A 13,365-nucleotide genomic window follows, 5' to 3' on the forward strand; every position below is an offset into this window, starting at 1 on the left:
CACAGCCCTTCGGGCTGTGAGCTCCCCCTGGGCTATTTTGTTCTATACCTGCCCCCGAGTGCCAGGTTAGACCTCGAACCGACACTTCTGCTGTGCCGCGTTCGCGCGAAGAGAAAGGGGGAGAAAATGAAGAGAAAGAGAGAAAAATGAGATCCTAATTTAGTTCTCGGGCTACACGAAATGAACACCGGTTCAGCAGGTTGGTGTCTTGTAGCATTTAAGGATATAGGAATGTTGGTTGAGATTTCTGTTTTGGCCACATCCTTCGTCCGGCTCTACTCTGCAAGTCCCACCACCCTATGGCACCACCTAGTGGTTATCACTGCCTACTCACGACATAAAAAAGCCCCGCAATGCGGGGCTCTCTCTTGGATATCAGTCTATCACTGCATCCAATGTTGATCAGGCCTCAATGAGAGGTAAACCTTTTACTCTGAGCCAGTTCAGTACCGCCTTACGCAGATTCTGATCTGACTCTATATTCAGTACAGACTCGAGAATAACTTGAGCCAAGCAATCTCCATCATTGTTATTCGCATGATCGTAGTCGAAGATGCATCCAAGACGGGTGTAATCAACTAGCTCAACAAGCCAGGCTGAGGTTTTGCCACAGGCAGTGACCAAGGCATCCATTATATCGCTTGCCCCCCCTGTCGTGATTGAGAGGTCGCGTAAGTGCAATTGCCAAGTGTTAACAAGCAGGTAACCCATGGTGCTATCGAACATCGGTTTGGTAGCCATTGTGTTAGTAGCTGTTTCTTGCAATGAGTTGTGCATTTGTATTCCAAAAGCCCAGAGGGCTGGTTAAGCCTTCAAAACGAATGTTGAGGCGAAAGGCCGTTGGCCTAGTTGATGAAATAGAGGTATAGCCGCCCAAAAAATCAGACTGACGACCTATTCGTTATGGAAAAGAACATATCCTGCTCCGATTTTGCTGGCATCTCTGAACACCGGCCACAATCGTTCTGGGATTACTCCTTCATCGAGGGCGTCGTAGTTCGCCATATTAAAAAGAAACTCATAAGTTGGGTTGTCATGGTGATGGTTGCCCTTATGAGAGAAGGAGGCGTGCTCACGCACCCAATCCCACTCCGGGACGTCATATGCGCAGTCATAATCTCCGACGGTTTCAGGCATGCTGATTTCCAGCACGTGACAGATACGGCCGGCAGTGACTGCCGGTATCCGAAATTTTCCGTCTCTGAGAGCAATGACCTCGATTACTGCGTTCCGCATTAACGACGCGATACTCTCAACGACCCTTAGAAGCTCTGGAAGAGCGAGGTTTTCATAGGTTTCGCTAGGCACATAGCTACATAGGGAATCGCCTGATTTGACAGAATTCAGAAGATCTTGGTACGCAGAAAGCCACTGTTGTTTATCAATATGTGGGAATACTTGAGCCATCGCATGAGCGAAAAGCACATCATCGATTGCTTGGTTCATAAATTGGACCTCGTTGAAATTGGGCTTTACGCCCGGGTTGATGTTGGTCACGAGTGGCACATTGCGGACCGAGTGCCATAAGACAGCCTTGGGCTGTTTCTGCATGTGCGCTGACGCCGGAGAAATTCCGGTGAACGGACATGCAGAATCAGCCAACTAGGGCTTGGGTGATATATGACAGGTGGGGTACCTGCAGAATGCAGGGAGAGTTGAAGTTGGTGCCTGGCCGGGCGGCCTGTCCCCACGTGGGCACCGAGGACAACTGCAGGATACCGAATATCATGAACAGGAGCAACAGCATCAACATCAACTTAGGTTGCCCTAAGCGAGGCAAAGCAGCAATGTATGGGGGGGCACTGCCCCCCTACAAATGTGCAGAGTTTCCTGATCGAATTAGCCACCCCTCAAGGTTGCCATCCAACTCTGTGCCTGCGCCGTCAGTATCCCTCCGCCGGCGCTCTCCAGGAGCGTCCGCAAACTGCCGACCACGGCGCCGATCACTGGCCATTTGGGGTTAGGGGAGGCGGCCTGGGCCTTGAGGGTGTCCAGATCGGCCTGCAGCTCTGCACACGCCTCTCCCTGCAGCTGCCCTTGCGCGATCACCTGCTGCAGCCACGGCAACAAAGCCGCCAGCGCCTCGGTCTTCTGCTCGCCTGTCACCGTCTGTTTTTGTTGGCCGCCGGGCGAGCCCAACATCATTTGACCTCCGATGACATCCCCCCCAATGAAAATATTGGTCACCGATTCCGCCTGCTTCTGCTCCTGGGTTGTAAAGCTCATCCCTTCACCCTGGATCCCCAACTCATCCAGATCGAGTGCCCATTCAAGGACCTTAGTACGCACCGCGCCGATCAAACGCTGGACCTGGTTTGCTCCAAATCGAACTTGTGGTGCGATTGGCATTTTATAGAGAGCCGCTACCATCTTCGATTGAGACGGGTCCATGGGCAACACTACGTATTCTGTCCCTGAAGCCAATGGTTCCACTCCATCGATGGGGTAATAGAAGGGACATGTTGTCATCACCTCGTGAAGCTCTGCATTCATGACCGGTAGCAGTACAAGACCTTTCCCCGGGTTAATGGCGTAGAGTTGCCCCGTCAAAATCCGGTACGGAGGGATAACAGCCGACTCTGGGTAGCCATCAAGTTCGTTTTTGATCCAGCTAATCCAGTCAGGCTGCTTGAGCTTACGTGCGGCCACCAGTGCGTTTCGCAGTAGATCGGTTGTCTTGACTTCGGGATTACTGGCCATGGTGATTAGTTGAGGGATAAGGGCGGGCATCAATGCGTTCCTGGGCGATATTGGGTCCTCATTATACCCGGGTTCGGTCGTGCGGGTTGTAGTGCTACAAGCGGAGAGGATCCGCTCCGAGTCAAAAAAAAGGGAGGCCGAAGCCTCCCTCCAAAAAGTCACTTTTTGAACCAGTTTCACTGGCCTACGTGTAGGTGAAAGTGAAGAGAAATCTTCACTTGATACACGCAGATCAGCATCAAACCGCTAGCGATAATCATGCTTGATAGCATATAGATCTCCATATCAAATCAGGCGAATCCGTTCACCTGTGGGTTATTGGCCTCTTGGCTAGCCATAAAGACTCGCTCTTGTGCCCGTGTTGACATTATACGCCATGCCCCCCAACATTTTTCATAAATTACAGATAAATCATGCAGATAAAATATAATTCTCACGCTGGTATCACATCACTCGCCCCCCAATACTTGACCAGCCCTGTTTATCTACGAAGTATTCCCCGCGCCCACAATATGGGCGGCACCAGTTGATCTGGCTTGTATCTCGCAACGCCACCCGCCGCACGAAGAAAACGTGGCCTGCTGCCTCTGCCGGACTTGCTCAGTGGCCGTTAAGGGTTGCCAGCCACTTCAGCACCAGTTCGCTCAGAACTCCGCCGCCGGCGCCTTCCAGAATCGCCACAACAGTGCTGGCCACCGCAGCGATCACCGGCCATTTCCACTTGGGGGCGGCGGTCTGGGCCTTAGTAGTATCCAGCTCGCTCTGAAGCACATTGCCGTTTGCCAGCTGCAGTGGCATCTCCTGCGCCACCCCAGGCTGGTCCGTAGCCTGCTGCTCGCCGGTGATGGTTTGCTGTTGCTGGCCCCCGGGCGAGCTCACCATCAGTTGACCACCGTTGAACCCGCCCTCGATGCGAATGGTAACCGGCGCCAGCGGCTGGGGTGAGGAGGGCATTTCATCCCCCTCGATCCCGGCCTCAACCAGGTCGAGCGCCCAGGTCAACAGTTGGTCCCGGACCGCATCAACAAGTGCGCGGATCTGATTGCCGCCAACCACCCGTACTGGCTCCATTGAGATATTCAGGTCTTGCATCAGCATGGCCATCATCTCCGGCGGGAGAACCATGCTCACATTTTTCCCGGGAATAGCCACGTCCTCCAACCCGCTGATGGGCTGACCAATGCTGCATGTCGAGACAACTTCTGCGAATTCAGGGTGGTTGATGATGATTGGGATCAGCCCTCGAAAGGGATTCCGAGCTTTCAACTCACAACGTATGACACGATAGGAGGGCAGCTTGGCATCATCCGGATAGCCCCGCAGCTCATGGTCGATCCAGGTAGCCCACTCAGCCTGTTTTAGCATACGGGCGACCACCTTGGCCTTGCGGAGCAGATCGGTGGTCTTAACTGCCGGATCACCGACCAGGGCAATCAGGTCAGATAGCGAGGTGGACATCGAGGTGCTCCTGGGCGACGAGGGAGGCCCAGTGTACCCGATCTGGCCCGGTTAGTTGCAACGCTGCAAGCGGGTCGGATCCAGCCGGTCCGCTCTGACTGGATTTCAGTTTGGCTTTGGCCGTTGGCCCAGAAAACAAAGCGGGGCTGCAGCCCCGCCCATGCCCTCCGATATCGATCAGCTGCCGCTCAAGGTGGCCAGCCACCCCAGTGCCTGCGCAGCCAGCACCCCGCCGCCAGCCCCTTCCAAGATCCCCCGCACACTGTTGGTCAGCGTCCCAATCACCGGCCAGCTCTGCGTAGAGGCATTGGCCAGCGCCTGTAGGGCAGTCAGGTTGGCCTGCAGCTCGGCCTGCACCGGTGGCGAGAGTTTCCCCTCGTCTATCACCTGCTGCAGCCACGGCAACAAGGCAGCCAGCGCCTCGGTTTTATGCTCGCCGGTCACCGTCTGCTGTTGCTGGCCCCAAGGCGAGTTCAGCTGGACTTGTACACCGGTGGCATTCCCCCCAATGTGAATGCTCATCGAGGGCACCTGCTGCGCCTGTTGCTGCTCCTGGGCGGTGAATGTCATCCCTTCCCCCTGGATCCCAGCCGCCTCCAAGGCTAACGCCCAGTTCAACACCCGGTTCTTTATCGCATCGAGGCAGCCGGCAAGTTGGCCATGAGTCAGTGCAATCACCGGCTCCAAGTTAGTGCTCAGTATCTGCTGGATATGCAGTACCTCATCAGGCGGCCGCCGAAAACGCACAGACGCGCCGGCGGCCATCAATGTTTCGAGCTCCCGCAGCGGGTTGTTCAAGGGGGTAATCGACAGGCGTTCTGCTACCCCTCCATCCTCGACCAGCAAGGGAGTGGTGTCCCCGCCTGGGTGGATGGCATACAAGACGCCACGGGGGCGCCGGTAGGCCGGCAGCTCATCAAAGGTGTCGTAGCCATCGAGCTCGTGCTGTAGCCAAGCGGCCGCCTCGGTCTGCTGCAGTCGGCTGGCGGCCACCAGGGCGCGGCGCACCAGATCAGAGGTGGCCCCCCCCGGATCGCTGGCCAGGGTAATCAGTTCGGGGATGAGGGCGGGCATAGAGTGCTCCTGGGCGACGATAGAGTCTCTAGTTTAGCCGCCCTGCAAGCGGTGAGGATCCCGCTTGCCCTCGCTGGCTGGTTTGAGGGCGGGCTTTGGCCGCTGACCAAGAAAACTAAGCCCCGCAAACGCGGGGCTTGGTCATTCAATAACGGATCACATAACCCGTTTAAAGTAAGGTATATGATCGGCGCTCCAGATCTGCACTGGACGGTCAGGGATATTCACCCTTAACGATTTGCCTCGTACTCGGCTTTCCTTTTCCAACATGATTTGGCGGCTGACTCTGTGCAGCCTGTGCCGGTGATCCAGTGTCCTCTGAACAGACCGACCACTTTCACTGAAGATCCTTTGCCTTGCAGCGACACGGCAACCACTTCACCGTCTATCGCGATCCAGTCCTGCTTTGATACGAACATACAAACCTCGCTATCACGTGATGTTCAACTCACCGAAATGCTACGATCACGACGCAGAACAGATGCCATCAATTTCAGCAGCGCGGCAGCTTCCATTTTCCCAGGCCACTTTGGCCGTTGGCCCAGAAAACAAAGCGGGCCGCAGCCCCGTTCATACCCCGACCGATAGCGATCAGCCGCCGCTCAAGCTGGCCAGCCACTTCAGCACCAGCTCGCTCAGCACCCCGCCGCCGGCGCCTTGCAGCACGGCCAGCACGCTACTACGGCCAGCACGACGATCAGCGGCCATTTCCGTTTGGCGGTGGCGGCCTGGGGCTTGAGGGTGTCCCTGCTCGTTCTGCCGCGTGTCGCGGTCTGCCGGCTGCAGTGGTGCATCCGCGTTCCCCTGCGCCAACCCGGACGGGCAAGCGGCCTTCTGCTCGCCGGTGACGGTATGCTGTTGCTGGCCTCCCGGCGAGCTCACCATGACTTGGCCACCGTGGACTCCGCCCTCGATGTGAACGGTCACCGGTACCAACGGCTGGGGTAGGGAGGCATCTCGTCCCCCACGATCCCGGCCTTGGTCAGCTCGAGTGCCCAGTCCAACACCTTGTCACGGACTTGAAACTACGACGGCATGCAGTTGTGATGCGTCCAGTGATGCACGACCTGGTACTGATCGCGGCTTTCGCTGACAAGCCATCGTAAACGCGCATGCCCAGAGGGGAGTTGCACATAGAGGGAGCCTTGTGACCCCAGAACCTCCAACTTGCTGATCGAATCAAAACAGAGGTGAGCCTGAGCGGGAATCTCACCGTCAGCTTGGAACGTAACAGATCAAGTCAATTTGCCTGTCTGGACATCCCGCAGGTACACCGGGGCACGGATAAAACGGTATAGAGGAAGAGGATCTGACTCACGGTAGCCCCGCAGCTCCAGGTCGATCAGGCTAACTGGTCGGATAGCTGGCACCGGTGGGCGACTCACCTTGGCCTTGCGCAGCAGATCGGCGGTCTTGACGGCTGGATCGCTGGCCTGGGCGATGAGTTCAGGGAGTAGGGCAGGCATCGAGGCGCTCCTAGGCGACAAAAGAGCCCCAGTGTACCCGATTTGGCCTGCTCGCTTGCAGCGCTGCAAGCGGGGCGGACCCCGCTCGCCCTCGCTGACCCGATTGGGGGCGGGCTTTGGCCACTGACCAATCGTGCAAAACGGGTCGGAGAGCAGGTCAGCGCGTCAAGCTGGCTATGCAACTGATCATAGTAGCTGGCAGGCTGGGTATCTATTTCTTCTGATTGTTTTTTCTTATAGATACCCGACATGGCTCCTGCCATAAGTACCATAGGCATGGACTCAATGAAGGAGACTTGCCAATGACCAAGAGAAGAATCGATGCCGTCGAAGTGTGCGAAGGTATTTCAGAAAGGAGATAGAAAACAACGAGAAGAACAACATATGGCCTTCCATCAACGCCACGGTCAGGGTACTGCTCCGGCAAAGCCGGACCATGGCCCCCGTTTATGAAGAACTCTGCGAGCTGCTCCCCCTAGAACGGTACGTGACGAGTTTTTAGGATGCGCTGATCAGCACATTCACCTTCTGGGATGAAGATGACATGCGCAAGGCTAGGGAAGAACGTGGCAGGCTCATCCAAATCAACGAGGACATAGCGGATCTCGCAACTCGCTTGGGTGATTTGCTGAGGGAGAGAGAGACATCTGTAATCGAGCGGGATTTGGGTGTGAAAGAGAAACCGGTCTGGCGGCGCTATTTGATCGTGCGGGTGAGCACAACCCGCTCTATACCCTGTACCCCAGGATGAATTTATACGCCTTACGCACCGATACGAGCACAAGTATTGGCCGAGTATCGAAGACCTGCTCAGTGAGCTCGCAAGCGATGCGGAACAATCGGAGGTGTATGCCCACGATGCGGAAACGGAGGCTGGCACCTCATCTAGAAAGCCATCACAGTACGACGTCCTTCGCGCGTTCCAAGCAAAACTCGATGACTACGCACTCGGCGGCGAACTTCCATCCAAACTCAGACTGTCTGACAGCGCCATGGCCACCATCCTGAACTGTATCACGGAGCTCGATGCAGACTCCTTGGTCACAGCCGAATACATCAAGAGCTTTCGACAGAAGGAGCGAGCGAGAGCCAAATCACGGCAGAAGTAGGTCGCGAACCGTGGGGTTGACCGTTCACCCAGCATACACCGCAATGCCGTTGCGCCGCCCACCCCCCGGATATCGCTCAGTTGCCGCTCAAGGCGGCCAGCCTGCCCAACACTGTTTCCGTCAGTACCCCGCTGCCGGCCCTTCCAGGATCGCCCGCACACTGTTGGCCACGGCGCCGATCACCGGCCACTTGGGCTTAGGGGAGGCGGCCTGGGCCTTGAGGGTATCCAGCTCGGCCTGCAGCTCCGCACACGCTTCTCCCTGCAGTTGCCCTTGCGCGATCACCTGTTGTAGCCACGGCAACAAGGCCGCCAGGGCAGCTTCCTTCTGTTCACTGGTCACAGTCTGCTGTTGCTGACCGCCGGGCGAGTTTTGCATCACCTGAAGACCATGAGCATCTCCATTGATGTGAATGTGGGTCACCGGCGCCACCTGCTGGGCTTGCTGCCGCTCTTGGGAAGTGAAGCTCATACCTTCCCCCAAGATCCCCTCCTTTTCAAGCTGCAGTGCCCAATTCAAGACCTGATTTCTGACCGCCCCCAAGATCCGGTTCATGCTGGCCAACGTGAACCGACGAAGAGGGGTACAGTTCGTATCACATGCCGCCCGCAAAGCATCAGCTTCGCGCGGGGAAAATTGCATATGAATATCGTCAGATTCAGCGCACCACCCCTCAATCTCGTCAACAGGCGTGTCAAAGTGGCAGAGTTGCCATCGAAATGCAGCCTCTGCAGACGGAAAGACCACCCCCTTCAGCCCATGGTGCCCATCGATCAGGACTTCTCCTTGCACATGCCGATAGACTGGGATGGCATCATCCGGCCCGTATCCATTGAGCTCGTGTCCAAGCCAGGTAACCCACTCGGGCAACTGCAGGCGGTGGGCCGCCACTAGGGGGAACCGCAGAATTCGGAAAAAATCGTACGCTAAGCTAACGGTGTTCTCGTGACAGCTCTTTGACTAGGCTTTCTAAGGCCATTCTGATAGCCCTGACTTCCTGAAAAGCCATGGCTAAAATTTGTGCGGCTAAAAGGGATAACCGATGGTAAAGTAAGTTATCCCTGTCGAGATACTGAAAAGCGTTATCCTCGTTTTTCCCAAAACTGTTTTGCCAGTTCGCTCAGAGCGCTAGTTAACTGAGCGACAGATTTCGCACTTTGCAAATTATTCTGCCCGGTCTGTACATTGGTATCAGCAGCATCGCGTATATTGATAATACTGCGGTTTATGTCTTCACTTACTGCTCCCTGCTGCTCGACCGCAGTCGCTATTTGCGCGTTCATGTCGGTAATTTCGTTAACGCGTTGGCCAATTCCATCAAGAGCTGTAGCTGCTTCCTCTGCGTGAGCTACACTCGTGTGCGCTTGCCGACTACTTTGCTCCATGACTGTAACAGCGGATTGCGCTCGCTCTTGTAGAGCGCTGATCATGCTTTGAATATCCGTTGTCGATTGCTGTGTGCGAGCAGCAAGACTGCGAACCTCATCGGCGACAACAGCAAAACCACGCCCCTGCTCACCAGCACGCGCGGCCTCAATTGCTGCGTTGAGTGCCAACAAATTCGTTTGCTCGGCGATCCCTCGTATAACGTCAAGAACTTTTGATATCTCGTTACTTTGACCTTCAAGCTCATGAATAACCTGAGCGGCTTGCCTAATTTCACCTTCAAGGGCAGTGATTGACTGGCTTGTGTGGGCTACCAGACGCTGGCCAGATGCCGTCTCAGTGTCTGCTCTTCCGGCCGCATCTGCAGCATGCTGTGCATTGCTCGCAACCTCTTGAATGCTTGCCACCATTTGGTTTACTGCCGTTGCTATTTGATCTGTCTCTGCCTGCTGCTCAACTGTAAGTACATTGCTTGACTCAATATCCTTTAGTAGGCCTCGGTGTGTTCGCTAAGCCGATTTGATGCATCACCTATGCGACCTACTATGGCGCCTGTTTCAGCTTGCATCATTCGTAAAGCAAACTCTATTTGGCCAAACTCATCGGTGCGCCCAGTGTAGAGGGATTGACTTAATGGGTTATTGGAAATATTCCTGGCTCTTTCAACCAGTCTTCCAAGAGGAGAGAGAATAGCCAAAACACTAACAGAGCTTAAGCTTCCTGACATTAAAGTGGCTAACAATAAGCTGCTTATTGATGTATCAGTAAGCATGCCGGCAGCCATTGCGCTTGATATAATACTACCCCATATGAGCAAGAGTATTTTCACGGAAAAGCTAGCAGCCAATTTCGGCCTCGCGGCCTTCCCGCTTCTCAATTGAGCATATAATTTTTCCGCAGCCAAAACCTGCTCAGGTTCAGGCTTGGTCCTTACAGACTGGTATTCAACAATCGAACCATTCTTAGGGAAGGTGCGAATAAGCGGGGAAATTCTTCTCGGCTGACTCAGTCATTTCATTTCTTCATGTTTGAGCCGATTTTTTCTCCCGTAAATGCCTTGAATCAGCCTATTTAGACCGTTTCTTCGCCATTTAAGGCGTTATCCCCAGTTTTTAGTGAGATCTCTCCCACTGACGTATCATTTGGTCCGCCCGAAACAGGTTGGCCAGCGTGAATAACATCGCCAGTTGGTTATCGTTTTTCAGCAACCCCTTGTATCTGGCTTTTACGAAGCCGAACTGTCGCTTGATGATGCGAAATGGGTGCTCCACCTTGGCCCGGATGCTGGCTTTCATGTATTCGATGTTGATGGCCGTTTTGTTCTTGCGTGGATGCTGTTTCAAGGTTCTTACCTTGCCGGGCGCTCGGCGATCAGCCAGTCCACATCCACCTCGGCCAGCTCCTCGCGCTGTGGCGCCCCTTGGTAGCCGGCATCGGCTGAGACAAATTGCTCCTCTCCATGCAGCAGATTACCCAGCTGATTGAGGTCATGCTCGTTGGCCGCGGTGGTGACTAGGCTGTGGGTCAGGCCACTCTTGGCATCGACACCAATGTGGGCCTTCATGCCAAAGTGCCACTGATTGCCTTTCTTGGTCTGATGCATCTGCGGATCGCGTTGCTGCTCTTTGTTCTTGGTCGAGCTGGGAGCCTCAATGATGGTGGCATCGACCAAGGTGCCTTGAGTCATCATGACGCCTGCTTCGGCCAGCCAGCGATTGATGGTCTTGAACAATTGGCGGGCCAGTTGATGCTGCTCCAGCAGGTGGCGGAAATTCATGATGGTGGTGCGGTCCGGCAAGGCGCTATCCAGGGATAACCGGGCAAACAGACGCATGGAGGCGATTTCGTACAGAGCATCTTCCATCGCGCCATCGCTCAGGTTGTACCAATGCTGCATGCAGTGAATGCGTAACATGGTTTCCAGCGGATAAGGTCGCCGGCCATTACCAGCCTTGGGGTAAAACGGCTCGATGACTTCCACCATGTTTTGCCATGGCAGAATCTGCTCCATGCGGGACAAGAAAATCTCTTTTCTGGTCTGACGGCGCTTACTGCTGAATTCACTGTCGGCGAAGGTAAGTTGATGACTCATGATGAACCCTGTTCCATGGCTCCAGATGACAAACATGATCTCATATCAGGGACTTGTTCGCACCTTCCCTAATAGATCAAGCCCGAGTGAACATGCTCAGAGACTGGAAGCATTCCGGCTTTAGCATCGAGAGCGAAACCAGACTATTCAACAAGGCCGATCGAGAAGCCCTCGGCCAGTATGTCGTTCGCGGCGCTACCTGTGCAGAAAAAATTCAGTATGATCCAGCTTCCGACACGATAATCTGGACAGCTAAATAACTGATCCCAATAGTGCTACACCTTCGCTGTGCCATAGCCATTCCCCGGGAAAGAGACACGGTATCCATGAAGTGTTTCACTCGGGCCAGCAGGTTTGCCATCCCTATGCATTGATGATTGCGCGTGATGGTTTCATGTAACTTGTGCCATAGCCGTTCTATGTGATTAACCCAAGGGCTGTAAACTGGCTGGAACACCAGGCAGAACTTGGGATTCTTCTTCAACCATCGCTCGGTCTGTTTGCTTTTGTGAATGATGTAGTTATCGAGGATCAACGTGATGGTTTTGGCTCGTCGGTAGTGGTGGCGCAGCTTTTCCAGCATGGCAATAAACAGCGATGAGTTTTTCTTGATCCCGCTGACGTAAAGTACCCTTCCGTTGCCTGCGTGGAGAACGCCTGCCAGATAATGCTTGGCATTCTGCCCCGGTGTGACAACCCGCTTTTGCTGCGCTCTGAACATCCAGTCGGCTCCTAATTTGGGATTGAGGTCTATATCGACTTCATCCTCATAAAACACCGGATTATCGGCATCACAGCGGGCCAGCGCGGCGTCGATATTCGCCATTTTTTCCTGATAGGCTGGGTCTTTTATCCGCAAGGTCGGCACGGGCCTGCGCCAGACAATGCCCATACGAGGTAACCATCGGCGGAGCGTGGAGGCTGCCACATTGAGCCCTGTTAACCGATTGATTTTTATAGCCAATAGTTCGGTACACCAACGGCTGCGCTGATAACCAAAATCTTGCGGAGAAAACTGCATGAGCAGCACCAGTAAGGTGACAATCTTGGCGATAGGTAAGACTGGGGCACGGCCAGCCGGTAAGGCTTCTAGCGCATCTATGCCTTCATCTCGATACCACCGAAGCCAACGACCGATGGTCGAGCGCGCAGCGCCGGTAAGGTGATGAACATCGGTGATCGTGCGTCCTTCATGTAACAGCAAGATGGCCATCAAGCGACGAGCATGTCCTTTATCACGGGTGGCATGGATGATTTTGTGAATGCGGCGCCGTTGTGGTCGTGGCAGAGGTGGTAGGATAGGCATCAACTCAGTCCTTTGGGTGTGGCTTGTTTTGTTTAGCGACTAATCAGATCGCACAAACTGGACTGAGTTCCCTTCCTCCGGTGATCTACTATTCGGAACAGCTATTTAGCCCAAAGGGATTCTACAAAGGAAAAACAGAGACCTTCAAAGGCTTTGAATTCGTCGACCAGCTTGTGGCCCATTTACCACCAAGGCGGGTTCAATTGCTTCGTCGCTATGGCGTATATGCGGGCAAAGTCCGCAAGCAGTGGCAAGAGCGCCCCAATATTTATAGCCTGGCCCCAGAAAGTTGGCAAAAAGGTCATCCACGCGAATCCAAAATTGTTCCAGCCATACCTCAGGAGAAACCGGAAACTGTCCAAGTTTCCGATGCCTGGTCCAAGTTGCGCAAACAAAGTTGGGCACGGTTGTTACAGAAAGTCTATGAAGTTGACCCGTTTGTTTGCCCAAAATGCCAGGGAACAATGTCGGTTGTGGCGATAATCGAGGATCCCAAGGAGCTTGCCAAGATTATTAACTGGGCAAAGCAGCAGGAACGGGAGCAGCCAGTGGCCGTCTGTGCTCGTTCACCTCCTGAGCTTGCTTTGGTGTAGGTATAATACCCAAAAACGAAGTTTATGCGGAACAGGATAACACCTCGAAATCGGAGTTTATATGGCTTCGTGGGGAGTTATGTGTTTGAGCTTTGTCGCATTAACGCGAATCAGGGGTTGACGGCAGAAATAGACTGGAATTACACTTCTTGGAGTCGGCGTTGCCGGAAAATTCTGATTG

At 54.4% G+C, this 13,365-nt stretch carries 11 protein-coding genes and 1 pseudogene; 1 reads left to right on the top strand and 11 read right to left on the bottom strand.

Annotated elements, in window-relative coordinates; genetic code table 11:
* Positions 1-402 precede the first annotated feature (402 nt).
* The 11 genes and pseudogenes from I6L32_RS22170 to I6L32_RS22215 all read right to left on the bottom strand — a co-directional run bounded on the left by I6L32_RS22170 (position 403) and on the right by I6L32_RS22215 (position 12,591).
* Positions 403-777 carry a hypothetical protein gene (locus I6L32_RS22170; protein ID WP_210538249.1) on the bottom strand — a complete coding sequence of 125 codons (375 nt, stop codon included), beginning with the start codon at positions 775-777 and terminating at the stop codon, positions 403-405.
* Positions 778-894: 117 nt separating this feature from the next.
* A complete protein-coding gene (locus I6L32_RS22175; protein ID WP_210538248.1) occupies positions 895-1,497 on the bottom strand; it encodes a hypothetical protein in 603 nt (200 codons plus the stop codon).
* A gap of 342 nt (positions 1,498-1,839) precedes the next feature.
* Positions 1,840-2,730: a hypothetical protein gene (locus tag I6L32_RS22180; RefSeq protein ID WP_210538247.1), complete on the bottom strand. Its 891-nt coding sequence runs from the start codon at positions 2,728-2,730 to the stop codon at positions 1,840-1,842.
* 570 nt (positions 2,731-3,300) lie between these two features.
* Entirely contained in the window at positions 3,301-4,158 is an 858-nt protein-coding gene (locus I6L32_RS22185; protein WP_210538246.1) for a hypothetical protein, read from the bottom strand.
* A 177-nt stretch (positions 4,159-4,335) separates the two neighbouring features.
* Positions 4,336-5,232 carry a hypothetical protein gene (locus I6L32_RS22190; RefSeq protein ID WP_246876657.1) on the bottom strand — a complete coding sequence of 299 codons (897 nt, stop codon included), beginning with the start codon at positions 5,230-5,232 and terminating at the stop codon, positions 4,336-4,338.
* A 1,235-nt stretch (positions 5,233-6,467) separates the two neighbouring features.
* Complete coding sequence (locus I6L32_RS22195) at positions 6,468-6,698, bottom strand: hypothetical protein (RefSeq protein WP_216945335.1); 231 nt, start codon at positions 6,696-6,698, stop codon at positions 6,468-6,470.
* Between the two features lie 1,229 nt (positions 6,699-7,927).
* Complete coding sequence (locus tag I6L32_RS23575) at positions 7,928-8,716, bottom strand: hypothetical protein (protein ID WP_367950696.1); 789 nt, start codon at positions 8,714-8,716, stop codon at positions 7,928-7,930.
* 173 nt (positions 8,717-8,889) lie between these two features.
* Entirely contained in the window at positions 8,890-9,603 is a 714-nt protein-coding gene (locus tag I6L32_RS23265; RefSeq protein WP_234922909.1) for a methyl-accepting chemotaxis protein, read from the bottom strand.
* Positions 9,604-9,680: 77 nt separating this feature from the next.
* Positions 9,681-9,977: a HAMP domain-containing protein gene (locus I6L32_RS23270; protein WP_367950697.1), complete on the bottom strand. Its 297-nt coding sequence runs from the start codon at positions 9,975-9,977 to the stop codon at positions 9,681-9,683.
* 328 nt (positions 9,978-10,305) lie between these two features.
* Positions 10,306-11,285 (bottom strand): IS5-like element IS5 family transposase gene (locus tag I6L32_RS22210; RefSeq protein WP_026141915.1). Its coding sequence is split into 2 segments (ribosomal slippage): positions 10,306-10,550 and positions 10,550-11,285, totalling 981 coding nucleotides; the frame shifts between segments, so codons are not numbered across the junction.
* Between the two features lie 275 nt (positions 11,286-11,560).
* Positions 11,561-12,591, bottom strand: a pseudogene (locus I6L32_RS22215) (IS630-like element ISAhy2 family transposase).
* 80 nt (positions 12,592-12,671) lie between these two features.
* Between I6L32_RS22215 and I6L32_RS22220 the strand changes: the two are divergent.
* Complete coding sequence (locus I6L32_RS22220; protein WP_254203908.1) at positions 12,672-13,184, top strand: transposase; 513 nt, start codon at positions 12,672-12,674, stop codon at positions 13,182-13,184.
* Positions 13,185-13,365: the final 181 nt, after the last annotated feature.

It is taken from the genome of Aeromonas sp. FDAARGOS 1402 (assembly GCF_019046925.1).
GTDB lineage: Bacteria > Pseudomonadota > Gammaproteobacteria > Enterobacterales > Aeromonadaceae > Aeromonas > Aeromonas caviae.

What these genes read in the sequence shown, in the direction of transcription:
- I6L32_RS23265 (WP_234922909.1), bottom strand. Translation starts at nt 9,603, where the DNA reads ATGGTGGCAAGCATTCAAGAGGTTGCGAGCAATGCACAGCATGCTGCA.
- I6L32_RS22190 (WP_246876657.1), bottom strand. Translation starts at nt 5,232, where the DNA reads ATGCCCGCCCTCATCCCCGAACTGATTACCCTGGCCAGCGATCCGGGG.
- I6L32_RS22180 (WP_210538247.1), bottom strand. Translation starts at nt 2,730, where the DNA reads ATGCCCGCCCTTATCCCTCAACTAATCACCATGGCCAGTAATCCCGAA.
- I6L32_RS22170 (WP_210538249.1), bottom strand. Translation starts at nt 777, where the DNA reads ATGCACAACTCATTGCAAGAAACAGCTACTAACACAATGGCTACCAAA.
- I6L32_RS23270 (WP_367950697.1), bottom strand. Translation starts at nt 9,977, where the DNA reads ATGGCTGCCGGCATGCTTACTGATACATCAATAAGCAGCTTATTGTTA.
- I6L32_RS22195 (WP_216945335.1), bottom strand. Translation starts at nt 6,698, where the DNA reads ATGCCTGCCCTACTCCCTGAACTCATCGCCCAGGCCAGCGATCCAGCC.
- I6L32_RS22185 (WP_210538246.1), bottom strand. Translation starts at nt 4,158, where the DNA reads ATGTCCACCTCGCTATCTGACCTGATTGCCCTGGTCGGTGATCCGGCA.